The sequence below is a fragment of the Kitasatospora sp. NPDC036993 genome (assembly GCF_055607525.1).
This window is the reverse complement of sequence record NZ_JBVJRP010000001.1, coordinates 200493-225282: the sequence shown is the minus strand read 5'-3', so window position 1 is coordinate 225282 and position 24790 is coordinate 200493. Positions and strand designations below refer to the sequence as shown.

22 protein-coding genes and 2 tRNA genes are annotated in these 24790 nt (G+C 73.6%); 11 read left to right on the top strand and 13 right to left on the bottom strand.

Going from position 1 to position 24790, the window contains the following annotated elements; translation table 11 throughout:
• Nucleotides 1–76: 76 nt before the first annotated feature.
• Complete coding sequence (locus tag ACZ7C5_RS01040; RefSeq protein ID WP_188299854.1) at nt 77–724, top strand: hypothetical protein; 648 nt, start codon at nt 77–79, stop codon at nt 722–724.
• A gap of 64 nt (nt 725–788) precedes the next feature.
• Here ACZ7C5_RS01040 and ACZ7C5_RS01035 read toward each other — a convergent pair whose 3' ends face one another.
• Nucleotides 789–1574: an SLATT domain-containing protein gene (locus ACZ7C5_RS01035; protein WP_317620366.1), complete on the bottom strand. Its 786-nt coding sequence runs from the start codon at nt 1572–1574 to the stop codon at nt 789–791.
• Nucleotides 1575–1939: 365 nt separating this feature from the next.
• Between ACZ7C5_RS01035 and purD the strand changes: the two genes are divergently transcribed.
• The 4 genes from purD (at nt 1940) to ACZ7C5_RS01015 (ending at nt 8190) form a co-directional block, all read left to right on the top strand.
• On the top strand, nt 1940–3187 hold the full coding sequence (purD, locus tag ACZ7C5_RS01030; protein ID WP_401080938.1) for a phosphoribosylamine--glycine ligase: 1248 nt from the start codon (nt 1940–1942) through the stop codon (nt 3185–3187).
• Between the two features lie 649 nt (nt 3188–3836).
• Nucleotides 3837–5435, top strand: coding sequence for a hypothetical protein (locus ACZ7C5_RS01025; RefSeq protein ID WP_401080935.1), 1599 nt, complete (start codon nt 3837–3839; stop codon nt 5433–5435).
• 228 nt (nt 5436–5663) lie between these two features.
• Entirely contained in the window at nt 5664–7202 is a 1539-nt protein-coding gene (locus ACZ7C5_RS01020; RefSeq protein WP_470321654.1) for a N,N-dimethylformamidase beta subunit family domain-containing protein, read from the top strand.
• Nucleotides 7203–7290: 88 nt separating this feature from the next.
• A complete protein-coding gene (locus ACZ7C5_RS01015; RefSeq protein ID WP_401080929.1) occupies nt 7291–8190 on the top strand; it encodes a phosphoribosylaminoimidazolesuccinocarboxamide synthase in 900 nt (299 codons plus the stop codon).
• A gap of 34 nt (nt 8191–8224) precedes the next feature.
• Here the strand turns inward: ACZ7C5_RS01015 and ACZ7C5_RS01010 are convergent, their stop codons facing one another.
• The 7 genes from ACZ7C5_RS01010 to ACZ7C5_RS00980 all read right to left on the bottom strand — a co-directional run bounded on the left by ACZ7C5_RS01010 (nt 8225) and on the right by ACZ7C5_RS00980 (nt 12870).
• The gene (locus tag ACZ7C5_RS01010) at nt 8225–8848 is read right to left on the bottom strand and encodes a response regulator (RefSeq protein ID WP_470321653.1); all 624 of its coding nucleotides are present in this window, start codon (nt 8846–8848) and stop codon (nt 8225–8227) included.
• A gap of 34 nt (nt 8849–8882) precedes the next feature.
• Nucleotides 8883–10112, bottom strand: a complete 1230-nt coding sequence (locus tag ACZ7C5_RS01005; protein ID WP_470321652.1) for a sensor histidine kinase — start codon at nt 10110–10112, stop codon at nt 8883–8885.
• Between the two features lie 113 nt (nt 10113–10225).
• Nucleotides 10226–11062, bottom strand: a complete 837-nt coding sequence (locus ACZ7C5_RS01000; protein WP_401080919.1) for an ABC transporter permease — start codon at nt 11060–11062, stop codon at nt 10226–10228.
• Nucleotides 11059–12069 (bottom strand): ABC transporter ATP-binding protein, encoded by a 1011-nt coding sequence (locus ACZ7C5_RS00995; RefSeq protein WP_401080916.1) that lies wholly within the window; start codon nt 12067–12069, stop codon nt 11059–11061. The genes ACZ7C5_RS01000 and ACZ7C5_RS00995 overlap by 4 nt, the downstream gene beginning before the upstream one ends.
• Nucleotides 12070–12224: 155 nt before the next feature.
• A tRNA-Gly gene (locus tag ACZ7C5_RS00990) sits at nt 12225–12297 on the bottom strand.
• Nucleotides 12298–12336: 39 nt separating this feature from the next.
• Nucleotides 12337–12409, bottom strand: a tRNA-Gly gene (locus ACZ7C5_RS00985).
• A 143-nt stretch (nt 12410–12552) separates the two neighbouring features.
• Nucleotides 12553–12870, bottom strand: coding sequence for a histone-like nucleoid-structuring protein Lsr2 (locus ACZ7C5_RS00980; protein WP_030056585.1), 318 nt, complete (start codon nt 12868–12870; stop codon nt 12553–12555).
• A 466-nt stretch (nt 12871–13336) separates the two neighbouring features.
• On the opposite strand from ACZ7C5_RS00980, the gene purS reads away from it, so the two are divergent.
• The 4 genes from purS to ACZ7C5_RS00960 all read left to right on the top strand — a co-directional run bounded on the left by purS (nt 13337) and on the right by ACZ7C5_RS00960 (nt 17397).
• The gene (gene purS / locus ACZ7C5_RS00975) at nt 13337–13591 is read left to right on the top strand and encodes a phosphoribosylformylglycinamidine synthase subunit PurS (RefSeq protein WP_049654013.1); all 255 of its coding nucleotides are present in this window, start codon (nt 13337–13339) and stop codon (nt 13589–13591) included.
• Nucleotides 13588–14265 (top strand): phosphoribosylformylglycinamidine synthase subunit PurQ, encoded by a 678-nt coding sequence (purQ, locus tag ACZ7C5_RS00970; RefSeq protein ID WP_401080912.1) that lies wholly within the window; start codon nt 13588–13590, stop codon nt 14263–14265. Before purS ends, purQ begins: the two co-directional genes overlap by 4 nt.
• Nucleotides 14265–16520 (top strand): phosphoribosylformylglycinamidine synthase subunit PurL, encoded by a 2256-nt coding sequence (gene purL / locus ACZ7C5_RS00965; protein ID WP_401080909.1) that lies wholly within the window; start codon nt 14265–14267, stop codon nt 16518–16520. Before purQ ends, purL begins: the two co-directional genes overlap by 1 nt.
• A gap of 64 nt (nt 16521–16584) precedes the next feature.
• A complete protein-coding gene (locus tag ACZ7C5_RS00960) occupies nt 16585–17397 on the top strand; it encodes a maleylpyruvate isomerase family mycothiol-dependent enzyme (RefSeq protein WP_401080906.1) in 813 nt (270 codons plus the stop codon).
• Nucleotides 17398–17549: 152 nt separating this feature from the next.
• On the opposite strand, the gene ACZ7C5_RS00955 is transcribed toward ACZ7C5_RS00960, so the two are convergent.
• Nucleotides 17550–18356: a DUF3152 domain-containing protein gene (locus tag ACZ7C5_RS00955; protein WP_470321651.1), complete on the bottom strand. Its 807-nt coding sequence runs from the start codon at nt 18354–18356 to the stop codon at nt 17550–17552.
• Between the two features lie 219 nt (nt 18357–18575).
• On the opposite strand from ACZ7C5_RS00955, the gene ACZ7C5_RS00950 reads away from it, so the two are divergent.
• Nucleotides 18576–18995 (top strand): DUF3151 domain-containing protein, encoded by a 420-nt coding sequence (locus tag ACZ7C5_RS00950; protein WP_049659647.1) that lies wholly within the window; start codon nt 18576–18578, stop codon nt 18993–18995.
• A gap of 110 nt (nt 18996–19105) precedes the next feature.
• On the opposite strand, the gene fbaA is transcribed toward ACZ7C5_RS00950, so the two are convergent.
• Nucleotides 19106–20128 carry a class II fructose-bisphosphate aldolase gene (gene fbaA / locus ACZ7C5_RS00945; RefSeq protein WP_470321650.1) on the bottom strand — a complete coding sequence of 341 codons (1023 nt, stop codon included), beginning with the start codon at nt 20126–20128 and terminating at the stop codon, nt 19106–19108.
• 354 nt (nt 20129–20482) lie between these two features.
• On the opposite strand from fbaA, the gene ACZ7C5_RS00940 reads away from it, so the two are divergent.
• The gene (locus ACZ7C5_RS00940; RefSeq protein ID WP_401080896.1) at nt 20483–21208 is read left to right on the top strand and encodes a DedA family protein; all 726 of its coding nucleotides are present in this window, start codon (nt 20483–20485) and stop codon (nt 21206–21208) included.
• Nucleotides 21209–21325: 117 nt separating this feature from the next.
• On the opposite strand, the gene pyrE is transcribed toward ACZ7C5_RS00940, so the two are convergent.
• From pyrE to ACZ7C5_RS00925, 3 genes are all read right to left on the bottom strand, one after another.
• Nucleotides 21326–21862 carry an orotate phosphoribosyltransferase gene (gene pyrE / locus ACZ7C5_RS00935; protein ID WP_188295096.1) on the bottom strand — a complete coding sequence of 179 codons (537 nt, stop codon included), beginning with the start codon at nt 21860–21862 and terminating at the stop codon, nt 21326–21328.
• 44 nt (nt 21863–21906) lie between these two features.
• Nucleotides 21907–22926 carry an SRPBCC family protein gene (locus tag ACZ7C5_RS00930; protein WP_401080892.1) on the bottom strand — a complete coding sequence of 340 codons (1020 nt, stop codon included), beginning with the start codon at nt 22924–22926 and terminating at the stop codon, nt 21907–21909.
• A 132-nt stretch (nt 22927–23058) separates the two neighbouring features.
• On the bottom strand, nt 23059–24705 hold the full coding sequence (locus ACZ7C5_RS00925; protein WP_401080889.1) for a polyamine aminopropyltransferase: 1647 nt from the start codon (nt 24703–24705) through the stop codon (nt 23059–23061).
• Nucleotides 24706–24790 lie beyond the last annotated feature (85 nt).

Sequence of the window (24790 nt, the reverse complement as noted above, 5' to 3'; positions counted from 1 at the left end):
CCTGGTACCGGCCCAGCCCCCGTCGTCGCCCCGCCTCCGCGGGCGATTCCCGCCGTCCGGAGAGGAACTGCCGGCCATGGCCTGCGACCTCTGGCTCGTCCCGCTGGTGGACGTGCTGAGCCACAGCCCCGACAACCCCTTCCGGGACGACCTCGCGCTCTACAACTCGGTGCTGGCCTCGAACGGGCTGCCCGAGGTGCCGGTCTACCGGTTCGTCCCCGGCATCAGCGGTGCGGTCGAGCCGATGGCGGCCTTCGACTACGACTCGCTGCACTTCCTGCGCCGCGCCTACCTGCTGGGCCTCACCGGTCTGGACATCACCCCGGTCGACGCGCTCGGCAGCGACTACGAGCAGCTGCTGGAGATGTTCGAGAGCAGCGCCGAACAGTCGCACCTGGTCTGGCACTTCGACCACGCCGGCGCGTACGTGCCGGTCGAGTTCGCGGTGCCGCTGGTGGACGACGCGCTGCTCGCCTCCGGTGGCCCGCTCGGCTCCAGCCACGGGCTGCTGCGTGAACTCCAGGCCGTCGCACCGGCGCTGGGCATCGACCCGCTCAACCCCCCGGACCCGACCCGGCCGCTCGGGCCGACCGGCCTGGAGCAGCCGTTCGGACCGCCGATCGACGACGTCCACCCCTTCGCCAGGGAGCGGCACGCCTGGTCGGGCCTGTACGCGGCGGCGACCAGGAGCGTCACCCAGGGCTCGATGATCGTCTTCGCCTGAGCCCTGAGCCCTGAGCCCCGAGCCCCGAGGGCCGGTCCTCGGCCCTGCCCCCGGCCGCTGAGCGCTACCGCAGCGGCCCCTCCGGCGGCCGCTGGCGCGGCATCGTCGGCCGGGTGCCCGGCGGCGGCAGCACCCGCACCTGGGCGCCCACCCCGGGCTCGGTGCGCCCGCCCCAGGCGCCGGCGGACTGGGTGGGCAGCTGGGTCATCGAGGCGCGGAACTCCAGCATCCACTCCGAGGTCTCGGAGCGGACCATGTCCGAGACGTCCTCGCAGAACCGGCGCAGCACGCCCAGGCAGCGCTCGGCGGCCTCGCCCGCGGTGCCCTCGGTCGGGCCGAGCACCTCGCGCACGCACTCCGACGCCCAGTCGAACTGGAAGGCCTCCAGACGGCGTTGCAGCGCCTGCCCGGTGGAGATGTCCCGCATCCAGCCCGAGGTGAGGCCGAAGACCCGGTCGGTGGCGAGGCAGGCGGCGGAGAGCGCGAAGCCGACGTAGCCCCAGTCGGTGCCGTGCGCGAACCTGCCGGTCAGGCCGACCAGCGGGACGATCACCCCGCCCGCCGCGAAGCCGGCCGCGCCGAACCGCAGCAGGCGCGCCCAGCGGCGCTTCCAGATCCGGTCCCTGCGGTACCACTCGATCGCCTCGACCGCCCGCTCCTCCGACCAGCGGTAGAGCTCCTCCAGCCGCTCGGCGGGCTCGCCCCAGTCCCCGAGCGGGAACTGGCGGGTGCTCAGATCGGCTCGGCGGCGGGTGGAGGCCCGTCGGACGACGGCTGCGGCGGGCTGGTCCTCCTCACCGATCTCCTTGCCCCAGGCACTCTCCTCGGGCTGCATTTCCGGCTGGCTCACCTGTGGGGCTCCCTGTGGCGGGCGGGCTGCTGGTCTGTCGGCGCATCGGCTGACGTGGTGTCCGCCGTGGTTGTCCAACAGCACTTCTTACCGCCAAATGGCTGACCATGGGGGCGCTTCTCCGTTGATCGTTACCGGTTTCGGCCACCGGAACCCGTGGTGAGCGGGTTGCGGGAGGCGGCGAGATTTCACCCGTCCGAGCGAGGGTCCGGTGACCAGGCGTCGTGACCCGGCCACCCACCGCCGAACCGGCCCCGTCCGGGCTGGAGGATCCTCCGGCCCGCTCGGTGTACGGAGGGGTTCCGTCGGAGGATCGGACGGGACCGGAGAGCGGCCGGAACAGGCCACCGACTACGCTGCCAGGCGTGAAGGTCCTCGTCATCGGCGGCGGCGCCCGCGAACACGCCCTGTGCCGCTCTCTGTCCCAAGATCCCGTAGTGACCGAACTCCACTGTGCCCCGGGCAACGCCGGGATCGCACAGGTGGCGACGGTCCACCCGGTCGACCAGCTGGACGGTGCGCAGGTCGCCGCGCTGGCCGGCCGGCTCGGCGCCGGCCTGGTGGTGGTCGGCCCGGAGGCCCCGCTGGTCGCCGGCGTCGCCGACGCCGTGCGCGCGGCCGGCGTCCCGGTGTTCGGCCCGTCCGCCGCGGCCGCGCAGCTGGAGGGTTCGAAGGCGTTCGCCAAGGACGTGATGGCCGCGGCGGGCGTCCCCACCGCGCGCTCCTACGTCTGCACCACCGTCGCCGAGGCCGCCGAGGCGCTGGACGCCTTCGGCGCCCCGTACGTGGTCAAGGACGACGGGCTGGCCGCCGGCAAGGGCGTCGTGGTCACCTCCGACCGCGAGGCCGCGCTGGCGCACGCCGCCGCCTGCGAGCGCGTGGTCATCGAGGAGTACCTGGACGGCCCCGAGGTGTCGCTGTTCGCGATCACCGACGGCACCACCGTCGTCCCGCTCCAGCCCGCCCAGGACTTCAAGCGCGCGCTGGACGGCGACGAGGGTCCCAACACCGGCGGCATGGGCGCCTACTCGCCGCTGCCGTGGGCGCCGGACGGGCTGGTCGAGGAGGTCCTGGAGACCGTCCTCCAGCCGACCGTGGACGAGCTGCGCCACCGCGGCACCGAGTTCTCCGGCCTGCTGTACGCGGGCCTGGCGCTCACCTCGCGCGGCACCAGGGTGATCGAGTTCAACGCCCGCTTCGGCGACCCGGAGACCCAGGTCGTGCTGGCCCGGCTGCGCACCCCGCTGGCGGGCGTGCTGCTGGCCTCCGCCGAGGGCACCCTGGACCAGCTGGAGCCGCTGCGCTGGGACGAGGGCGCGGCCGTCACCGTGGTCGTCGCCTCCGAGGGCTACCCGGAAGCCCCGCGCACCGGCGACCCGATCGAGGGCCTGGCCGAGGCCGAGGCGGACGGCACCGCGTTCGTGCTGCACGCCGGGACGAAGGCGGACGGGGACGGCCGGGTGCTGAGCGCCGGCGGCCGCGTCCTGTCGGTCACCGCGACCGGCACCGACCTGGCCGAGGCCAGGGACCGCGCGTACGCCGCCGTGGACCGGATCTCCCTCAAGGGTGGTCAGCACCGCACCGACATCGCGCTGAAGGCGGCCACCGGCTGAGGCCCCTCCTCGCGCTCCCCGCGGCCCCCGTGCGAACCGTTCGCACGGGGGCCGCGGTGCGTGACGGCCCGGGGCGGCGCAGGGCGGGCGGGCCCGGCCCCGGGAGAGTCCGAAGGGCCTGCCGCGCCCCGGCAGGGGCGGGCGGGACCCGAACAAACCGCCGACCAACCCCATGGGCCCAGCGCCCCCGGCATATCGGGACCGGAGTGGCTGCGAGGACGCACGCACCGTTCGGCCGACGGATTCCAGCCCATCGGGTGATAGCACCCGCATCCGGCTGACGTAACCGGGCGCCCGGCCGTATGGTGCGCTGGATCGCGATGTGCGGGCCCGTGCGCCGGGGGCGCCGCCGGGTAGCGCTGCTCCCACGGGGGGATGCTGGACGGCGTCCGGCCGGGCGGTCGTCCGGGTGCTTCGCACCGGACCGGTGGTCGGCGTCCGGAATTCGGGCGATGTCACCGGGACGAGTGGAAACCGAGGCGATCCGGAACGCCCACCCGGACCGGGGCGTCGAAAATGTCAGTAGCGCCACGCACCATGCACTACCGGGGATCGGACGCCTCCGCTTCCCGGTCGGAACTGATCGTTTCGAGTCGGCTCAGGGCCCGAAGCCGGGCGCCCGAGGGCTCCGAAGGGGGTGCCGCACCGTATGGCCGTAGTCGACACCGCGCGCGCTCACGCCCAGGCGGTCCTGCGGGTCCGAGGCCTCGCCCTGGCCGCAGCCGCCCTGCCCACCGCCGTCGCGGTGGTCCTGCTCGCGGGCCGGTCCACCGGCCGGATCGGCGCGCCGGGGGCCGCCGACGCCGCCGGGTGGGACATCGCCCGCTGGGCGGTCTGCGCCGTCGCGGCGCTGACCCTGCTGGTGGCGGGGCTGACCGCCCGCGCCCTGCGCCGGGCCGTCCCGCCACGGACCCCGGCCGTTCCGCTGGACCGCGCAGAGGCTCCCGAGCTGTACCGGCTGACCGACGAACTGGCCGCTCGGCTGGACGTCCCCGCGCCCTCCGCGGTCGCCCTCACCCCGGACTGCGACAGCTGGCTGGAGGACGTCCCGCCGGCCCGGCGGACGTCCCCGCCGCGGTCGCGCCGGCCGCGGCCGGCCCCCGGGGCGCCCGCCCCCGTCCTGGTGATCGGCTCGCCCTTCCTGTGGTGGATGCGGGCCGGAGAGCTGCGCGCCCTGCTCGCCCCCGTGGTGGCCGGCACCGCCGCCTCCGCGGACCCGGAGATCGCCGCTGCCCGCCGCTTCCTGCGCAGCCTGGACGCCTGTCTGGACTCCGGCGGCGGCGTGGCCCCCGGCCTCGGCGGCGGCACCCTGGCCGGACCGCCCCGGCCGGCCGGGCGGGGTCCGGCCGCGCTCGCCGACCGGGTCGCCCGCAGGGTCGCCCGCCGTCTGCTCGGCGCCTGCCGGGGCCACTCCGCCGAGCTGGAGCGCTCGGTCGCGAGCTGGGCCTCCGAGCAGGCCAGGACGGTCGACTACGGCCTGCGGATCGCCGCCCAGGAACAGGTCGGCCTCGCCTACGCCGGCTGGGACCGGCTGCTCACCCGGGTCGCGCTGCCCGCCTGGCGGCTCGGCCGCCATCCGGCCCACCTCAACGCCGGGGTGGTCGCCGCCCTCACCGAGCTGTCCCGCCGCGACCGGCTGGCCGACGGCTACGGCAGCCGGCTCGGCGACCGCCCCGCCTGCGACCTGCTGGAGGATCCGGGCACCGTCGACCGGGCGGTCTCCAGGCTCGCCGCCGAACTGTTCTTCGGCCGCCCGCCGGCCGGCAGCTGGCACGAGCTGGAGTGGGCCGACTACCCGGCCGAGGTGGTGGACGCCGGCTGGCGGGCGGGCGCCGCCACCCTCCAGACCGCCCTGGACCGGCTCGCCCCGCAGCCCCGTCCGGGGGCCCCGACCCTCACCCGGCTGCTGGGCCGGCTCGCCGAGGGCGACGGCGAACTGCTGGCCGCCGCGCTCGCCGCCCGGTCGGCCCGCACCACCGCCCCGGTCCCGCTGCTCGAACCCGAGCGCAGCGGCCGCGACCGGTTGGTCGACCACGTCACCGCGATGGTCTGCTGCGCCGCCGTGGACACCGCGGGCGGCGCCCCCGGCCTGGACTGGCTGGACGGTCCGGTGCTGCTGCTCGGCGGGGTCCGCCGCACCGACCTGGCCGGCCCGGTCGCCCAGGCCGTCGAGCAGGGCCAGGACGGGCCGCTGCGCGCCTGGCTGGACGCCGCCGACGTCCGGCTGGAGAAACCCGTCCGCCTCTGACGTCCCAGGTGCCCCAGGAGGGCGCTCGGCGCCCTCGCGCGCGCCCCCGATTCGATCGGCCGCCGGAAGTCTTCGCAGGCCGGAGGCCCTCTCCGGGAGGCGCGCGAGATTCCCCGCCCCAATCGCTGCCGGAGGGTGACGTGACGGCAGCACTCTGTGGTGTATTAGAGCGCACGCACATCCGGGGGGCACGTGCCAACCGGGCGGAAGTGCATCTGGGAGGGGCGCGTGGGGACCGAACTCAACCGCCGCTGGGAGTCGGGGACGCACGCCTACAGCGTCTCCGACCCCTTCGGCCAGGGCCCGCTGCCCTGGCTGCGCAGCCCGGACCAGTACCTCGCGGGGGTGGAGGGCGCCGTCCCCTGGTACGTCTCGGTGGACGCGCCGGGCCAGCAGTCGCTGACCGCGGGCACCAGGCCCAAGCCGCCGGTCGGCACCCCGCAGGGCGCCAACGACGTGGACCAGCAGATCAAGGGCTTCGCCTCGGCCGGGGTGGTCCGTCCCGGCGGCTCGGTGGACTTCCGGGTCACCGTCAACCCGCCCCGCGAGTTCACCGTGAACGTCTTCCGGATCGGCCACTACGGCGGCGACGGCGCCCGCCACATGACCTCCAGCCCGAACATCGCCGGACTCGTCCAGCCCGCCCCGCTGGTGGTGGACCGGACGGTCTCCTGCCACCACTGGTGGCACTCCTGGCGGCAGCAGATCCCGGCTCACTGGAAGCCCGGCGCGTACGTCGCCGTGCTGACCACCGCCGACATGCTGCACCGCAGCCACATCCCGTTCACCGTCCGGGACTTCGAGGATCAGGGGCGCGCCGCCGAGCTGCTCCTGGTGCTCCCGGACGTGACCTGGCAGGCGTACAACCTGTTCCCCGAGGACGGCCGGACCGGTGCCAGCCTCTACCACGCCTGGGACGGCCGGGGCGGGCTGGTCGGCGAGCCGGAGGCGGCCGTCACGGTCTCCTTCGACCGCCCGCACGCCACCGCCGGGCTGCCGCTGCACGTCGGCCACGCCTACGACTTCATCCGCTGGGCCGAGCGCTTCGGCTACGACCTCTCGTACGCCACCGCCGGCGACCTGCACGCCGGCCTGGTGGACGCGTCCGGGTACCGGGCGCTGGTCTTCCCCGGGCACGACGAGTACTGGTCGGAGCCGATGCGCCGGGCCGCCGAGCGGGCCAGGGACGACGGCACCTCGCTGGTGTTCCTCTCCGCCAACACCATGTACTGGCGGGTCGAGCTGACCGCCGCCGCCTCCGGCGAGCCCCACCGGCTGCTCAACTGCCGCAAGCGGCAGAAGGTCCGGCCGGGCAGCACGGCCGCGGGGGTGCCCGGTGCGGCCAGCGCGCTGTGGCGGGACGCGGGGGAGCCCGAGCAGCACCTGCTCGGGGTGCAGTACTCGGGGCGGGTCGCCGCGCCCGTCCCGCTGGTGGCCAGGCACACCGCGCACTGGCTGTGGGACGGCACCGGCCTCCAGGAGGGCGAGGAGCTGCCAGGGCTGGTCGCCGGGGAGGCGGACCGCTACTACCCCAAGGTGGCGCTGCCCGAGCACGTCGAGCGGGTGCTGCTGGCCCACTCGCCGTACCAGGACCCGGCCGGCCGCACCCGCTACCAGGAGACCTCGCTGTACCGGGCGCCCAGCGGCGCGTACGTCTTCGCGGCCGGCACCTTCGCCTGGTCGCCCGCGCTGGGCCGCCCCGGGCTGACCGACGAGCGGATCCAGCGGGCCACCGCCAACCTGCTGGACCGGCTCTGCAAGAACTAGCGTGCGGTGGTCGTGAAAGACTGCGGGGGCAGTGACCTCCCCTTTCGCGGTGCCCCTGCCCGTGAACGACCCCTGAGGACTGAACACCTTGAGCGGATTTGTCACCAAGCCCGAGCCGGTCCAGGTACCCGGCCTGGTCCACCTGCACACCGGCAAGGTGCGCGACCTCTACCGCACCGGGTCGGGTGAGCTGGTCATGGTGGCCAGCGACCGGACGTCCGCCCACGACTGGGTGCTGCCGAACGAGATCCCCGACAAGGGCCGCGTCCTCACCCAGCTGTCGCTGTGGTGGTTCGAGCGGATCGCCGACATCGTCCCCAACCACGTGATCTCCACCGAGGTCCCGGCCGGTGCCCCGGCCGACTGGAAGGGCCGCACGCTGGTCTGCCGCAGCCTGGAGATGATCCCGGTCGAGGCGGTCGCCCGCGGCTACCTGGCCGGCTCCGGCCTGGCCGAGTACCAGGAGAGCCGCACGGTCTGCGGCATCGCGCTGCCGGAGGGCCTGGAGAACAGCTCCGAGCTGCCCGCCCCGATCTACACCCCGGCGCTCAAGGCCGAGGTCGGCGAGCACGACGAGAACGTCTCCTACGAGGAGACCGCCCGCCGGATCGGCGCCGAGCTCGCCGCCCGGCTGCGCCGCACCACCCTGGACGTCTACGCCCGGGCCCGGGACATCGCCCGCGAGCGCGGCATCATCCTGGCCGACACCAAGTTCGAGTTCGGCCTGCTGGACGGCGAGCTGGTGATCGGCGACGAGGTGCTCACCCCGGACTCCTCCCGCTACTGGCCCGCCGACCGGTGGCAGCCCGGCCACTCGCAGCCGTCCTTCGACAAGCAGCTGATCCGCGACTGGCTGGTCTCCCCGGCCTCCGGCTGGGACCGCTACAGCGAGCAGCCGCCGCCGGCGCTGCCGGCCGAGATCGTCGAGCAGACCCGTGCCAAGTACATCGAGGTGTACGAGCGGCTGACCGGCACCACCTGGGCCTGACGCCGCGGCGACGCCCGCGGGCGACGGCGGTGGCTCAGATCCAGCCGTGCTCGCGGGCGATCCGCACCGCCGCGTGCCGGTTCTCCGCGCCGAGCTTGGTGGCCGCGGAGGACAGGTAGTTGCGCACGGTGCCCTGGGAGAGCGAGGCCCGCTCGGCGATCTCGGCGATCGGGGTGCCGTCGGCGGCCAGCTCCAGGACGTCCGTCTCGCGCGGGGTCAGCGGGGTCTCGCCGGCGCTGATCGCGTCGGCGGCCAGCTCCGGGTCCACGTACCGGCCGCCGGAGCGCACGGTGCGGATGATGCCGGCCAGGTCCGCCGCCGAGACGGTCTTCGGCAGGAAGCCGCGCACCCCCACCTCCAGCGCCCGCTTCAGGTAGCCGGGGCGGCCGTGCCCGGTGACGATCATGCAGCGGCAGTCCGGCAGCAGCAGCCGCAGCTGGGCGGCCACCTCGATGCCGTCCTTGCCCGGCATCTGGAGGTCCAGCACCGCGACGTCCGGGCAGTGCGACTGGGCCATCGCCAGCGCCTCGGTCCCCGAGCCGGCCTGGGCGACCACCTCGATGTCGTCCTCCAGCGAGAGCAGCGCGGCCAGCGCGCCCCGGATCAGGTGCTCGTCGTCGGCGAGCAGGACGCGGACGGGCACGGCGTTCTCGGTCATCGGGCGGGCCTTCCTCGGCGTTCTTCGAACGGGCTCAGCACGGCAGCGGGACGGTGGCGAGCATCCGGAAGACGCCCGCCCCGGCGGGCGCCACGGTCAGCTCGCCGTCGTGGGCGGCGAGCCGCTCGCGCAGTCCGCGCAGCCCGGTGCCGCTGCCCTGGGAGGGGAACGGGATCTCGGGCACCCCGTCATTCTCCAGTTCCAGCACGGCCCGTCCGTCCTCGGTCCGCAGCCGGATCAGACAGTGGCCGGCCTCGCTGTGCCGCAGCACGTTGGTGGTGGCCTCGCGGATCACCCAGCCGAACACCGACTGGACCCGGGCAGGCAGCTCGTCGGCGTGCTCGCCGAGGTCGATCTCGCAGGCGACGTCGGCCGAGCGCAGCACCGCGCGGGCGCCGATCGCCTCGGCGTGCAGGTCGGCGGTGCGGTAGCCGCGGATGACGTCCCTGACCTCGCGCTGCGACTCCTGGGCGATCTTCTGCACCTCGGCCATCTGGTCGGCGGCCTCCGCACGGCCCCGGCGGGCGAGCTGCACGGCGAGTTCGCTCTTCAGCGCGATGGTGGTGAGGTTGCGGCCCATCACGTCGTGCAGGTCGCGGGAGAAGCGCAGCCGCTCCTCGGCGACGGCCAGCCGGGACTGCGCCTCGCGGGCGGCGTCCAACTCCCAGACGATCGAGGTCAGCCAGGCGAAGCTGCGGCAGCTGGCGCCGAGGAAGGCCATGCCGATGGTCAGCCCGGTCAGGTAGCCGGCGGTGCTCGCGGTGTCGAGTCCGGCCAGAGCCGCGGCCGGGAGGACGGACGCCAGCATGCCCAGCCCGACGGCGGCGGCCCAGCGCGGGGTCAGCGCGACGCAGACCTGGCCGTGGGAGAAGAGCAGCAGGCTGCTGGTGACGAACAGGGTGAAGGGCAGGCCTCCCGGGTTCTCCGCACTGCCGTGGGAGGGCCCGAACAGCAGGACGGTCCAGGAGCCGGCCACCGCGAGGCCGACCGAGAGGGCGGTCCAGAGCAGGTGGTCGGCGGGGCGGCCCAGGTAGTGGTCGAGGGCGACCCGGTAGGCCCGCAGCAGCACCAGGGTGACGGCGAGTCCGATCAGCAGGGAGATCCGGACGGCGGGGATGTTCTCGGGCCGGTCGGCGACGCTCCCGGCGGAGATCAGGACGCTCGGAAGGACGAAGAGCGCCATCAGGTAGAGCGACCAGCGCAGGTACAGCTCGGTGCGCTGGGGTTTGCTCAGGCCCGTCCAGCCGTGAAGCGGTGACCGCATTCTCATTTTCTTCCGCCCCAGTTCGATCACGATCTTGCCGGTGTCTTCATATCAGAGGCGCAGAAGGCGCTCACCCAATGGATGAGCGCCTTCTGCGGGCAGTGACCTTCGGGTCAGCGACGCGGCTCCCAGCGGAAGTAGCGCACCGCTCCCCAGACCGCCAGGCCCAGCCAGATGGTCCCGGTGACCAGGTGCGAGCCGGCGGCGCCCCAGGAGCCGGCGAAGTCGGTCGCCGGGGCCGAGCCGTCGGTGCCGAACCAGCCGATCCGGATCAGCTGGAAGGCCGGGGTGGTCGGCAGCAGGCGGCAGACGTCGGCCACCTGGGAGGGCATGACCTCCAGCGGGACGAACAGGCCGGAGCCGAGCTGCATGACCAGCATGACCGGCAGGGTGGTGATGCCCGCGCTCTCCACGGTCTTGGTGAAGGCGCTGGACAGCGCGGCCAGGGCGATCATGGTGCCCAGCGCCAGCAGCAGGCCGGCCAGCATCAGCAGCGGGTTGACCGGGACGGCCAGGTGCAGGCCGAGGCTGCCGCCGATCCCGATCAGGGCGGCCATCAGCAGGCCGAGCGTGAGTGAGGGGACGGCCGTGCCGAGCAGGATCTCGATGTCCCTGGCCTCGCCGGTGCGCAGCCGCTTGAGGACCAGCTCACCGCGCCGCCCGACGTACGCGGCGGTCAGGTTGTAGTACACGACGAAGGCCAGGATCATCCCGACCGAGCCGTAGACCAGCAGCGAGTCGACGTCCAGCCCGGGGTTGGACTCGGCCTGCGCCGACAGCGCGCCCCGGAGGGTGAAGATCAGGAACAGCGGCAGCGCCAGGGCGGTGAACAGGGCCGTGCGGTTGCGCAGCAGCAGGGTGGCCTCGGCCCGGCCCAGGGCGAGCAGCCGGCGGACGGCGGTGCTCCGCGGACCAGCGATGGCGGCGGGGGCGGCGGCGGTGGTGGTCATCGGGCGGATCCGATCAGGCGGCGGCGGGCGGGACGGGAGGCGACGGCGGGCGCCTGCGGCGGGCTCTGGTGGGCGGCCTCGGAGGCGATCGCGAGGAAGGCCTCCTCCAGCGAGGCGCTGCGGGCGTCCAGGGCGCCGAGCGCGATCCCGTGGTGCCGGGCCCAGCCGAGCAGATCGGTGAGGGTGTCCTGGAGTCCGAGGGTCCGCACGGTGACCTTGCGGCCGTCGACGCCGAGTTCGGCCCCGGGCAGGACGGGCAGCGCGGTCCCGGTGAACTCGGGCAGTTCGAAGGTGATCCGGGAGGGGCGGTCGGCGATCACCTCGGCGACGGTGCCCGAGGTGACCACCCGGCCGCCGTGCATGATGGCCAGCCGGTCGGCCAGCTCCTCGGCCTCCTCCAGGTAGTGCGTGGTCAGCAGCACCGTGGTGCCCTGGGCGCGCAGCTCGCGGACCAGCCGCCAGACGGAGGCCCGCGCCTCCGGGTCGAGGCCGGTGCTGGGCTCGTCCAGGAAGAGCACCTCGGGCCGGCCGAGCAGGGCCATCGCGAGGTCCAGCCGGCGCTTCTCGCCGCCGGACAGCTGCTTGACCCGGACGTCCGCGCGGTGGCCGAGGCCGACCAGTTCCAGCGCCTCCGCCACCGGGCGGGCCCCGCTGGTCATCCCGGCCCAGACCCGGCCGGTCTCGGCGGCGGTGAGCTCGCCGGGGAAGCCGCCCTCCTGGAGCATGATGCCGATCCGCGGGCGGACGGCGTCGCGCTCCTTGAAGGGGTCCCGGCCGAGCACCCGGACGGTGCCGTCGGTGGGAGCGGCCAGGCCCTCGATGACCTCCATGGTGGAGGTCTTGCCGGCCCCGTTGGTGCCGAGCAGGGCGAAGAGCTCGCCGCGGCGGACGGTCAGGTCGACGCCGCGCACGGCGTGGTACCCGGTGGCGCCGCCGGCGTAGCGGCGGTGCAGGTCGGTGACCTCGATCACGTCTTCGCTGGGGCGGGAGGGCCGGCTCGTTTCCATGCCCCAAGCCTTCCGCCGACCGGGCCGGGCGGGCAGTGCGCGCCGTCATGACATCGCGGTGGGGACGCACGGATCGGCGATGACAAATGTCATGGGCCGATATGCGGGAGGGAATGCCGAAGGGCCCCCTCTTCCGAGGGGGCCCTTCGTATCTGAGCGGACGACGAGATTCGAACTCGCGACCCTCACCTTGGCAAGGTGATGCTCTACCAACTGAGCCACGTCCGCAGGTCAAACTATTGAGTTGTGCTGTGCTCGCGCACTGCGAGCGGACGACGAGATTCGAACTCGCGACCCTCACCTTGGCAAGGTGATGCTCTACCAACTGAGCCACGTCCGCACGGTGCCTGGTGGGGCACCCGCCGCCTCTCCGGATCTCTCCGTTGCGGCGACGAGGAATACTCTACAGCATCGTTCGGGGTGGTCGCCCCACCCTTTCGGTCCAGGCGGGCGGGGCGACCGGGGACCGGAGTCCCGCGCGGCTCAGTTCGCCTCGGCGAAGGCCTCGTACACGTGCTTGGGGATGCGGCCGCGGGCCGGCAGTTCCATCCCGCGGGACAGGGCCCAGGCGCGGACCGCGGCCGGGTCGGGGGTGAGGGCGGTGCGGCGGAACGACTTTCCGGTGCGGCTCTGCCGGCGGCCGGCGGCGACGAACGGAGCGAGGGCCTCCCGCAGCTTTTCCGCGTTGTCCACGGACAGGTCGATCTCGTACGACTTCCCGTCGACGCCGAAGTGGACGGTTTCCGCGGCGGCGCCGCCGTCCAGGTCGTCGGAGAGCGTGACAACTACACGCTGAGCCATGGGTGTCAATCCTCTCGGCAATTCGGCCACCGGTCCGCAGGGTCACGTCGGGGCCTGATGTGCACCAACTCGCGCAAGCACGTACGGGCAGGCCGGACGGCCCGCCTGATACGCAGCACTTGTCGCGACAGGTGGCCCTATTCTGCACCCGAAGGGGGTCGAAATCGAAGAGTCCGGCATTCTTTTCCGGATATTCACGTCTCTTCGCGGGACTCCTGGATACCGATGAGCGGGACGGGAGGATCTGTCCCCAAGTGCCGTATTCGGGTGTTCTCCGGGGGGCGCCGTTCCGGATGCCGAATCCGTGGAAACCGGCCGGACCGGACGGGGGGTCGGGGGTGTGGATCCCTTGCGGCGTAAGGGTCCCGAGTCTACGCGCGTCGCTATCCCCGGCCAGCAATCCTGCCCGGAACCACCGGTAGTCTGGAGTTCCCCCGCCTCACCGAAGACACCACCGGGAGTGCCAGTGGCACGCGTCGTAGTCGACGTCATGCTCAAGCCGGAGATCCTCGACCCCCAGGGCCAGGCGGTGCAGCGCGCACTGCCCCGTCTCGGATTCACCGGGATCGCCGACGTCCGCCAGGGCAAGCGTTTCGAGCTGGATGTGGAGGGCCCGGTCGACGACGCGGCGCTCGCCCGTATCCGCGAAGCCGCCGAGACCTTTCTCGCCAACACCGTGATCGAGGACTTCACGGTCCGCGTCGAGGAGGAGGGCAAGTGACCACCCGCGTCGGCGTCGTCACTTTCCCCGGCTCGCTCGACGACCGCGACGCCCAGCGTGCGGTCCGCCTGGCCGGCGCCGAGCCGGTCGCCCTCTGGCACCGTGACAAGGATCTCCACCAGGTCGACGCCGTCGTCCTGCCGGGCGGATTCAGTTACGGCGACTATCTGCGCTGCGGCGCGATCTCCCGCTTCTCGCCGGTGATGGAGACCGTCATCGAGCAGGCGAAGCTCGGAATGCCGTTGCTCGGTATCTGCAACGGCTTCCAGGTGCTCTGCGAATCGCACCTGCTGCCCGGTGCGCTCACCCGGAACGACTCGCTGCACTTCATCTGCCGCGACCAGAAGCTGCGCGTCGAGAACGCCGGCACCGCCTGGACCCGGGATTACTCGGCCGGCCAGGAAATCGTCGTCCCGCTGAAGAACGGCGAGGGCCGGTTCGTCGCCCAGGAGCGGGTGCTGGACGAGCTGGAGGCCGAGGGCCGGGTCGTGGCCCGTTACGTGGACGTCAACCCGAACGGTTCGTACCGCGACATCGCCGGCATCACCAACGCCGCCGGCAATGTCGTCGGCCTGATGCCGCACCCGGAGCACGCCGTGGAGCCGCTCACCGGTCCGACCACCGACGGCCTGGGGTTCTTCACTTCCGTCCTGAAGCAGCTGGTGAACGCCTGATGAGCCTCGACACCGTCAAGAACGCCGAGCAGACCCCGGACGCCGCCCAGCCGTGGGCCGAACTCGGCCTCAAGCAGGACGAGTACGCGCGCATCCGGGAGATCCTCGGCCGCCGCCCGACCGGCGCCGAACTCGCCATGTACTCGGTCATGTGGTCGGAGCACTGTTCGTACAAGAGCAGCAAGGTCCACCTGAAGCAGTTCGGCGACAAGAAGCCGGATTCGGACGCGATGCTCGTCGGCATCGGCGAGAACGCCGGCGTCGTCGACGTCGGCCAGGGCTACGCGGTCACCTTCAAGGTCGAGTCGCACAACCACCCGTCGTACATCGAGCCCTACCAGGGCGCGGCCACCGGCATCGGCGGCATCGTGCGCGACATCCTGGCGATGGGCGCCCGCCCGGTCGCCGTGATGGACCCGCTGCGCTTCGGTGCCGCCGACCACCCGGACACCCGGCGCGTGCTGCCCGGGATCGTCGCCGGCATCGGCGGCTACGGCAACTGCCTGGGCCTGCCGAACATCGGCGGCGAGGTCGTCTTCGACTCCTGCTACCAGGGCAACCCGCTGGTCAACGCGCTGTGCGTGGGCGTCATGAAGCACGAGGACATCCACCTCGCGCAGGCTTCCGGCGCCGGCAACAAGGTCATCCTGTACGGAGCCCGCACCGGCGGCGACGGCATCGGCGGCGTCTCGGTGCTGGCCTCCGAGACCTTCGACGACACCAAGCCGGCCAAGCGCCCGGCCGTCCAGGTCGGCGACCCGTTCCAGGAGAAGCTCCTGATCGAGTGCACCCTGGAGATCTTCCGGGAGAAGCTCGTCAAGGGCATCCAGGACCTCGGCGGCGCCGGCCTGTCCTGCGCCACCAGCGAGCTGGCCTCGGCCGGCTCCGGCGGCATGCGGATCGAGCTCGACACCGTGCACCTGCGCGACCACACGCTCTCGCCGGAGGAGATCCTCATGAGCGAGTCGCAGGAGCGCATGTGCGCGATCGTGGAGCCCGACAAGGTCGACCGCTTCCTGGAGATCTGCGAGAAGTGGGACGTCATCGCCAACGTCATCGGTGAGGTGACCGACGGCGAGCGCCTGGAGATCTTCTGGCACGGCGAGCTCGTGGTGGACGTCCCGCCGCGCACCGTCGCCCACGAGGGCCCGACCTACCAGCGCCCGTACGCCCGCCCGAGCTGGCAGGACGCGCTCCAGGCCGACGCCCCGACCGCCGGGCGGCTGGCCCGCCCGACCACCGGCGAGGGCCTCAAGGCCGACCTGCTGAAGGTCGCGAGCCACCCGAACCAGGCTTCCAAGTCCTGGATCACCGACCAGTACGACCGCTACGTGCTCGGCAACACCGTGCTCTCGGCGGGCGAGGACTCGGGCATGATCCGGATCGACGACGAGACCAACCTCGGCGTCTCGGTCGCCACCGACGGCAACGGCCGCTTCGCGAAGCTGGACCCGTACACCGGTGCCCAGCTGGCCCTGGCCGAGGCGTACCGCAACGTCGCGGCCGGCGGTGCCAAGCCGCTCGCCGTCTCCGACTGCCTCAACTTCGGCTCCCCCGAGGACCCGGACGTGATGTGGCAGTTCGCCGAGGCCACCCGCGGCCTGGCGGACGCCTGCCTGGTGCTCGGCACCCCGGTCACCGGCGGCAACGTCTCGCTGTACAACCAGACCGGCGAGGTCGCCATCCACCCGACGCCGGTGGTCGCGGTGCTCGGCGTCATCGACGACGTCACCCGGCGCACCCCGGTCGCCTTCGCCGAGGAGGGGCAGCTGCTCTACCTGCTCGGCGACACCGCGGACGAGCTCGGCGGCTCGGCCTGGTCGCAGGCCGTCCACGACCACCTCGGCGGCCTGCCGCCCAAGGTGGACCTGGAGCGCGAGCGGCTGCTCGGCGACATCCTGATCGCCGCCTCGCGCGACGGCATGATCGACGCCGCGCACGACCTGTCCGACGGCGGTCTCGGCCAGGCGCTGGTGGAGAGCTGCCTCAAGGGCGGTCACGGTGCGCGGATCATCCTGCCCGAGGGCCTGGACCCGTTCGTCCTGCTGTTCTCGGAGTCGGCCGGCCGCGCCGTCGTGGCGGTGCCGCGCAGCGAGGAGCTCCGGTTCAACGACATGTGCACCGCGCGTGGCCTGCCGGCCACCCGGATCGGTGTCGTGGACGGCGACAGCCTGGACGTCCAGGGCCAGTTCAGCGTCTCGCTGGCGGAGCTGAAGGACGCCCACACCGGCGTCATCGAGGCCCTGCTGGCCTGACCCGCGTGACCCGAGGGGCGGGCGGTCCGAAAGGACCGTCCGCCCCTCCGCGTATGTTGGGCCCATGCCTGCCAAGCCCCGTACCTACCAACCGCAGAAGGTCCGCGCCGCGCTGGCCGGCCAGACCCGGGCGCTGCGTGCCGCCGTGGACGCGCTCGGCACCGGGCAGCTGGACCTGCCGACCCGGCTGGGGCGGTGGCGGGTCCGTGAGCTGCTCGCCCACCTCGCCGTCCAACTCGACCACGTCCCGGCACATCTGGACGACCTGCCGGAGGGCAGGCCGCCGCTCGACCTGCTGGGCTGGGTGGCCCGGGTCGGCAGCGTCGCGCCGCTGCTGGACGAGCAGGCCGGGCAGCGGCGCGCCGCGGAGTTCGACGGGGACGCGGCCTCGGTGGCGGCCGCCTTCGGGCGGGCCGCCGACGCGCTGACCGACCTGCTGGAGCGGCCCGAAGCCGCCGACCCGGCGCGGCGGTTCGAGATCCGGCTGGGCTCGATGGCGCTCTCCGACATGCTGGTGACCAGGCTGGTGGAGACGGTCGTGCACGCCGACGACCTGGCCGCCGCGCTCGGCCTCGACGCCTTCCCGCACGACCGCCAGGCGGTCGCCGCCGTCACCCGGCTGCTGGCCGACGCGCTCGCCGACCAGGCGCCCGGTGGCGCGGTCGAGCTGCGCGTCCCGCCGTACGCGGTGGTGCAGGCGGTCGAGGGCCCCCGGCATACCCGGGGCACCCCGCCCAACGTGGTGGAGACCGACCCGCTGACCTGGATCCGGCTGGCCACCGGCCGGGCCGGCTGGGCGGCGGAGGTGGAGGCGGCCGCGGTGTCCGCCTCGGGGGAGCGCAGCGACCTGGGGGCGTACCTGCCGGTGCTGCGGTAGGCGTCAGCGCAGCCGGCCGGCCAGCGCCTCGGTGGCCTTGCGCAGCGGCTCTCCGGCGAGGGCCCCGTCGTGTTCCGGCCCCGGAGCGCCCCGGCCCCGGAGCGCCCCGGCCCCGGAGCGCCCCGGCCCCGGAGCGCCCCGGCTCCGTCGCCCTACGGGACGGAGGGGCCGCTCTGGTAGGTGCCCTCCGCCGTGTACGGCCAGGCGTTGGGCGTACAGCCCTTGAGACCGTAGATCTGCTGCATCATCGCGGGCGCGGGCTTGCCGGGGCCGGGGCAGCCCTCGTGCCCGTGGCCGATCCGGTGGCCCACCTCGTGGTTGACGATCAGGGCCCGGTACTCCTCCAGCGGCCCGCTGAACTGGGGTGAACCGGTGTTCCAGCGCTTGGAGTTGACGAGCACCTGGTTGCCGACGTTGCAGTTGACCTCGCCGTGGGTGTCCAGGCCCGAGGCGCCGCAGATCCGGTCCACGGTGGCCGGCGAGGCGATCTTCACGGTGAAGTCGTACGAGCCGTTCGCGACCAGCCGGAAGCCGTTCTTGCGGTCGTTGGTCCAGCCGCGCTTGTCGCCGAGGATGCCGTGGATCTGTGTGGCGGCGGCCGTCGCGTCGATCCCGATGCCGTCCTCGACCTCGACCCGGTAGCGGCGCACGTTGCCGTGCCCGACCGGTTCGGCGGTGGCGGGGGCGACGGTGAAGGTGCCCGCGCCCTGGGCGGGGCCAGGGTCGGGCGCGGTGGGGGTGGGCGGTGCGGGGGCCGGCGGGGGCGGCTGGGTGACGGCCGGGGCGGGTGCCGGCGGCGGGGTCAGGGCGTCTGCCGGTGCCGCCGAGGGGGCCTGCTCGGCGGGCGGGGCGACCCTCGCCTGGATGGCCGGGGCGGCGGCCGGGGTTCCGGTGGAACGGGTCAGCACGACCGCCGTGGCGCCCAGCACCAGCAGGGCGGCCACCAGTGCCATGAGCATGCCAGGGCCGGATCTCCGAGGCGTCCTGCGGCGTCGGCGACCGCCCTTCCGGGGCGGCGCGACCCGCCTGCCGTCGGATCTGGCTGCGGACATGATCTTCACAGTGGCACGGCGAACGGGTGAATGTCCACACACCCCGGCCGCGGTGTGGCCGCCCGGAGCGGCGGCCGTCACGGGACGGCGGTTGACCCCTGCGTCTCGGGTGGCAGACTTCAGGGCATGGCGATTCACAGGAACCTTCTCGACGGTCCCGAACCGACCCTCCTCCCGGAGGAGGAGCGGCCCTACCGCATGCTGGCGGAGGAGTCGGCCTCCCCGACCCAGGTGGCGGCCGAGTTCCCGGTCTTCTGCCTGGCCTGGGCGATGCTCGCCGACGACGCCTACGCGGCCGGCCGCTACGTCGAGTCGTACGCCTACGCCCGCACCGGCTACCACCGCGGTCTGGACGCGTTGCGGCGCAACGGCTGGAAGGGCCACGGCCCGGTGCCGTGGGAGCACCGCGGCAACCGCGGCTTCCTGCGCTGCCTGGCCGCGCTCGCGCGGGCGGCCGGCGCGATCAAGGAGACCGAGGAGGAGGCCCGCTGCTGGCAGTTCCTGAAGGACAGCAGCGCGGAGGCGTACGCGGAGCTCAAGCAGTAGCCCGAGCGGACGGCGACCCGACGAACGGGTGCCCCCGGCGGTCCTCCGCCGGGGGCACCCCTTGTTCTGCCTGGCCTTCGCGCGCCGTCAGGTGGTGACGGCGACCGGGCTCACTTCAGGCGCTTGCCCGCCGAACGCAGCTGCTCGGCGGCCTCGCGCACGCGGGCGGCCATGCCGGCCTCGGCCAGCTTGCCCCAGGTGCGCGGGTCGTAGGTGTTCTTCTTGCCGACCTCGCCGTCGACCTTCAGCACGCCGTCGTAGTTGGCGAACATGTGGCCGGCCACCGGGCGGGTGAAGGCGTACTGGGTGTCGGTGTCCAGGTTCATCTTCACGACGCCGTTCTCCAGCGCGGTGGCGATCTCCTCGGTGCTGGAGCCCGATCCACCGTGGAAGACGAAGTCGAACGGGTCGGTCTTGCCGTACTGCTTGCCGATCGCGTCCTGGAGCTCGCGCAGCAGCTCCGGCTTCAGCACGACGTTGCCCGGCTTGTACACGCCGTGGACGTTGCCGAAGGACGCGGCCAGCAGGTAGCGGCCCTTCTCGCCCAGGCCCAGCGCCTCGGCGGTGCGCACGACGTCGTTGACGGTGGTGTACAGCTCGTCGTTGATCTCGTGGGTGACGCCGTCCTCCTCGCCACCGGTCGGGGTGATCTCGACCTCAAGGATGATCCTGGCGGCGGCGGCCTGGGCCAGCAGCTCCTGGGCGATGGCCAGGTTGTCGGCGAGGGTCTCGGCCGAGCCGTCCCACATGTGCGACTGGAACAGCGGGTTCTCGCCCCTGGCCACGCGCTCGGCGGAGACCGCCAGCAGCGGACGGACGTAGCCGTCCAGCTTGTCCTTCGGGCAGTGGTCGGTGTGCAGCGCGACGGTGATGTCGTACTTGGCGGCGACGATGTGGGCGAACTCGGCGAGCGCGACGGCGCCGGTCACCATGTCCTTGCTGTGCTGGCCGCCCAGGAACTCCGCGCCACCCGTCGAGATCTGGATGATGCCGTCGCTCTCGGCCTCGGCGAAACCACGCAGCGCGGCGTGCAGGGTCTGCGACGACGTGACGTTGATGGCCGGGTAGGCGAACTTGCCCGCCTTGGCCCGGTCGAGCATCTCGTTGTAGACCTCGGGAGTTGCGATGGGCATGCGATCCGCTCCTGTCGGGTTGCGGCGTACGGACGGTGCTGTCCGACGCTGTGTACGCCTTCGTGACGACTCCGTGCCGGACCGCCGACGCGCGGCGTTGCGGTGTGGCTCTCCGGCACCAAGCTTCGCGGCGACCTGCGCGGTACGGCCATGAGGGTGGTGTGCCACCGCGGACCGGACGCCTTCGCCATCTTCCCAGACTCGTGCTCGCCGGTCAGCAGGAGCCCGCCATGCGGAACGCCGCGCGCTGCGGGCCCGCGGCGGTCCGCCGGGCGGGCCCCGGGCGGTCTCGGCCGGGGCCGACGGGACGGGGACGCCCGCTCGTTCGCAAGGTGCGCCCGCTATCCTGCGCCCGTGGACTACAACCAGCTGGCCGTCAACCTGCTCGACGCCAAATCCCTGATCTCGTCCCTCGGCGCCATCGGGCTGATCGCGATCATCTTCGCGGAGACCGGCCTGCTGGTCGGCTTCTTCTTCCCGGGTGACTCGCTGCTGATCCTCGCGGGTGTCGCCGCCTCGAACGCCGCCTCCTCAGTGCTCGGCGACGGCGCCAAGCTGCCGATCGCCGTCCTGCTGATCGGCTGCCCGATCGCGGCGATCGCCGGAGCCCAGCTCGGGCACCTGATCGGCGTCAAGGTCGGGCCGAAGATGTTCGACAAGCCCGACTCGAAGATCTTCCGCCGCGAGTACGTGGTGAAGGCGGAGGAGTACTTCAACAAGTTCGGCTCCGGCAAGGCCGTGGTGCTGGCCCGCTTCATGCCGATCGTCCGCACGTTCCTGAACCCGGTCGCCGGCACCCTGGAGATGCCCGCGCGGACCTTCTTCGTCTGGAACGTGGTCGGCGGTGTGCTGTGGACCGAGTCCATGCTGCTGACCGGCTACTTCTTCGGTGACGCGCTCGCCCCGGTGATCGACAAGTACCTGATCCCCGCGGTGCTGCTGATCGTGCTGCTGTCGGTCTCGCCGATCCTGATCGAGGTCGTGCGCGAGCGGAAGAAGAAGCGGGCGGGCGGCGGCGCCGAGGACGACGGCGGCGAGAGCGCGGTCCAGGCCGGCAACGGCCGGCACCGGCGGGGCTGAGCGCCCGGCGCCCTGCGCCCGGCGTCCTGCCATACGGCGTCCCGCACACGGCTGAGGGCCGGTGCTGTTTCACGTGAAACAGCACCGGCCCTCAGCCGTTCGTCGTGCCCGTGGAGGTCAGAGACCCAGGTCGTCCAGGGTGTACGCGGTCACGTACTCCAGGCCCTGCGCCTCGATGGCGGCCGCGCCGCCGCGCTCCACGATCACCGCGACGCCGACCACCTCGGCACCCGCCTCGCGCAGCGCCTCCACGGCGGTCAGCACCGAGCCGCCGGTGGTGGAGGTGTCCTCGACCGCCAGCACCCGGCGGCCCTTGACCTCCGGGCCCTCGATCCGGCGCTGGAGGCCGTGGGCCTTGCCGGCCTTGCGGACCACGAAGGCGTCCAGCTGCTGCCCGCGCGCGGCGGCGGCGTGCAGCATCGAGGCGGCCACCGGGTCGGCACCCAGGGTCAGACCGCCGACGGCGTCGTACTCCAGGTGCGAGGTCGCGTCCAGCATCACCCGGCCGACCAGCGGGGCGGCCACGCCGTCCAGCGTGATCCGGCGCAGGTCGACGTAGTAGTCGGCCTCCTTGCCGGAGGAGAGGGTGACCTTGCCGTGCACGACGGCCTTGTCCTTGATCTGCGCCAGCAGGGCGTCGCGGTCGTTGCTCATGAGCGTTCAGTCTAGGCCCTGGGCACGGGCCCGGCGCTCCGGGCTCAGCGCCGGCGCAGCGCCCTGACCAGCACCACGGCCCCGCCCAGCAGCGCCACCGAGCCGCCGATCACCCACGGCACCGCGCTGCGGCCGCCGGTGCCGGGCACCACGATCCCGCCGACCTCGCCGCCCCAGCGGGACGCCGCCCGGGCCCGCGCACTGCGGGCGGGCAGCGCCGGGGCGTACGGGCCGCGCGGCGGGGCGTGGTCCACCTCCTCGGCGGACCGGCCGACGATGCTGCGGCGCACCGGGCCGGTGAGCACCGGCTCCTCCTCGTACGCGAAGAGCGGCTCGGCGGGGATCTCCTCGGCGACGGAGTCCTGCTCGGCGGGGCCGTCCGGGTCCTCGCCGTCGACGTCGTCCTCGTCGACGTCGTCCTCGTCGGACGAGCCGGTGGGCAGGCCGAAGCGCTCGGCGTCGGCGTCGGAGAAGGCGATCAGGTCGGAGAGGTCGTCGTCCAGGTCGTCGCCGGGCCGGTCCTGGCGATCCTCGATGAAGACCACCCCGGCCGCGGCCGCGGCCGAGCCCTGGTCCTGGTCCGTGTCCTCGTCCTGATCCTGGTCCTGCGGCTGCTCGCCCTCCGGGGCGGCCAGCGCGGCGGCGAACCGGTCCAGCAGGCGGCGGCCGGTGGCGTCGAGGGTCTCCTCGTCGAACTCGGTCAGCCGGCCGGTGGCGCTCAGGTCGCCGGTGAAGCGGATCGTCGCGGTGCCGTCCTCGGCACCGTCCGCGACGCTGACCCGTACGGTGGCGGTCACCTCACCGCTGCCCCGGACCTCCTCGCCCTCGGCGAGCACGGTCAGCACACCCTCCCGGCCCTCGATCAGCGACAGCACGCCCTTGTACGTGATCGTGGAGCCGCCGACCCGCAGCTTCAGCCGGCCGCTGATCTCCTCGGCCGCACCGGCGCCGACCGCGGCCGGCTCGGTGCTCAGCCCCGGCACGCTCCGGGCCAGCAGCGCCGGATCCTGCAGGGCCTGGCGCACCGGCTCGGCGGACATCGGGACGACAACCTCATGCTCCATGCCACGGAGCCTACCGACTGGTCCCCGCCCGGTCCCTACCCACCACCATCCGACTTTTCCCACCCCACCCGTTCCCTTGGTCGTCGCACCATCGCCGCCGGCCCCGGGAGCGGGCCCGCCCGGGCCGCGGTGTCAGCGGGGCCCGAGGAGGGTGAGGGCGGCCGGGGGGCGGGCGGGGCGGAGCGCGGAGAGGCGGGTGGTGGAGCCGCGGAGGGTGTCGGGGGTGAGGGCGCGGGGCGGCGGGGCGTCGGGAGCGAGGGTGAGCGGCGGCCGGGCGGCGGCGGCGAGCAGGAAGTTCTGGGCGCCGTCCTGCGGGCCGGGCCGGCAGCTGGCGGTGGCACTGCCGGGGACGGCGTACGGGGCGGTCTGCAGGCCCGCGGTCCGCAGGCCCGAGTCGATCTGCCAGAGGCCGTCCAGGTCGCTCCCGGCGCGGACGGCGATCCGGCCGCCGGGGGAGAGCAGCCGGGTGGCGAGGCCGTAGAACTCCTGGGAGTGGAACTTGACCGGCCCGCCGTCGGCCGGTGCCGGGAGGTCGGCGAGCACCACGTCGTACGGTCCGTCCCCGCCGGAGGCGCCGGCGCCGCGCAGCCAGGCCATCGGGTCGGCCGCGGTGGTGCCGACCCTGGGGTCGTCCAGCGAGCGGCCGCCGAGCGCGGAGAGCGCGGGGTCGGTGCGGGCGAGCCGGGGGAGGGCGGGGTCGGCGTCGACCAGCCGCACGGAGCGGACGCCCCGGTGCCGCAGCACCTCCCGCAGGGCGAGCCCGTCGCCGCCGCCGAGCAGCAGGACCCGGGCGTCGGGGCCGGCCGCCATGGCGGGGTGCACCAGGCCCTCGCTGCCCCGGTACTCGTCGGGCCCGCAGACCGCGAGCCGGCCGTCCAGATAGAGCCGGAGCGGGCCCTCGGCGGGGCCGGTGAGCACGATCTCCTGGTGCCGGCTGCGGGTCGCGTAGCGGACCTGGTCGCCGTACAGGGCGTGCCGGGCGGCGCGCTCGATCGCGTCGGAGCCGGCCGCGGCCGCGGCGAGCAGGGCGAGGACGAGCAGGCAGCCGCCCCAGAGCAGCCGTCGTGTCCGGGGGGCCGGTTCCTCGCGGAACAGCCAGAGCACCACGGCCGCCCCGGCGACGGCGTTGACGGCACCGGTGAGCAGCGCGCCGTCGCCGGGGCCGAGGGCGGGCAGGATCAGGAACGGGAAGGCGAGGCCGCCGATCAGCGCGCCGACGTAGTCGGCGGCGAACAGGTCGGCGACGGCCCGTCCGGCGTCCTCGCGGCGGATGCGCTGGATGAGGGTCATCAGCAGCGGGATCTCGGCGCCGATCAGGATGCCGATCAGGCAGGTGAGGCCGACCATGGCGGCCTGGTAGCGGCCGATCCAGGCCCAGCAGGAGTAGAGCGCGAGGGCGGAGAGCCCGCCGGTGAGGGCGAGTGCGCACTCGACCAGGGCGAAGGCGGTGGCGGGCCTGCTGGTGAACCGCTTGGCGAGCAGCGAGCCGAGGCCCATCGCGAACACCATGACGGAGAGCACGACGGAGGTCTGGGTGACGGTGTCCCCGAGCAGGTAGTCGCCGAGCGCCACGAGTTCGAGTTCGTAGACCAGTCCGCAGGCCGCGCAGACGAACGCGGCCAGCAGGACGGTCAGGCGGGCGAGCCGGGGACTGGAGCGCAGCCGGGAGCGACGGCGGGTGGGCAGGAGCGGGGCGAGGCCTCGCCCGGGCCGGGGCGGGGTGCCGTCGTCGAGGTCCACTCGCGGACGTGCGGGCGGACCGGCCGGATGGTTGATCACGAACAAACGCTAGGGGACGTGCGGGACGGATGGCTGCGCCCATTCGACGGACAGTGAGCAACGTCGGATTGACGAACCGTTCCTG

What these genes read in the sequence shown, in the direction of transcription:
- ACZ7C5_RS00995 (WP_401080916.1), bottom strand. Translation starts at nt 12,069, where the DNA reads ATGGAAACGAGCCGGCCCTCCCGCCCCAGCGAAGACGTGATCGAGGTC.
- ACZ7C5_RS00980 (WP_030056585.1), bottom strand. Translation starts at nt 12,870, where the DNA reads ATGGCTCAGCGTGTAGTTGTCACGCTCTCCGACGACCTGGACGGCGGC.
- ACZ7C5_RS00930 (WP_401080892.1), bottom strand. Translation starts at nt 22,926, where the DNA reads ATGGAGCATGAGGTTGTCGTCCCGATGTCCGCCGAGCCGGTGCGCCAG.
- ACZ7C5_RS00955 (WP_470321651.1), bottom strand. Translation starts at nt 18,356, where the DNA reads ATGCTCATGGCACTGGTGGCCGCCCTGCTGGTGCTGGGCGCCACGGCG.
- fbaA (WP_470321650.1), bottom strand. Translation starts at nt 20,128, where the DNA reads ATGCCCATCGCAACTCCCGAGGTCTACAACGAGATGCTCGACCGGGCC.
- ACZ7C5_RS00960 (WP_401080906.1), top strand. Translation starts at nt 16,585, where the DNA reads ATGCCTGCCAAGCCCCGTACCTACCAACCGCAGAAGGTCCGCGCCGCG.
- ACZ7C5_RS01000 (WP_401080919.1), bottom strand. Translation starts at nt 11,062, where the DNA reads ATGACCACCACCGCCGCCGCCCCCGCCGCCATCGCTGGTCCGCGGAGC.
- ACZ7C5_RS01010 (WP_470321653.1), bottom strand. Translation starts at nt 8,848, where the DNA reads ATGACCGAGAACGCCGTGCCCGTCCGCGTCCTGCTCGCCGACGACGAG.
- purL (WP_401080909.1), top strand. Translation starts at nt 14,265, where the DNA reads ATGAGCCTCGACACCGTCAAGAACGCCGAGCAGACCCCGGACGCCGCC.
- ACZ7C5_RS00950 (WP_049659647.1), top strand. Translation starts at nt 18,576, where the DNA reads ATGGCGATTCACAGGAACCTTCTCGACGGTCCCGAACCGACCCTCCTC.
- ACZ7C5_RS01005 (WP_470321652.1), bottom strand. Translation starts at nt 10,112, where the DNA reads ATGCGGTCACCGCTTCACGGCTGGACGGGCCTGAGCAAACCCCAGCGC.
- ACZ7C5_RS01025 (WP_401080935.1), top strand. Translation starts at nt 3,837, where the DNA reads ATGGCCGTAGTCGACACCGCGCGCGCTCACGCCCAGGCGGTCCTGCGG.
- pyrE (WP_188295096.1), bottom strand. Translation starts at nt 21,862, where the DNA reads ATGAGCAACGACCGCGACGCCCTGCTGGCGCAGATCAAGGACAAGGCC.
- ACZ7C5_RS01040 (WP_188299854.1), top strand. Translation starts at nt 77, where the DNA reads ATGGCCTGCGACCTCTGGCTCGTCCCGCTGGTGGACGTGCTGAGCCAC.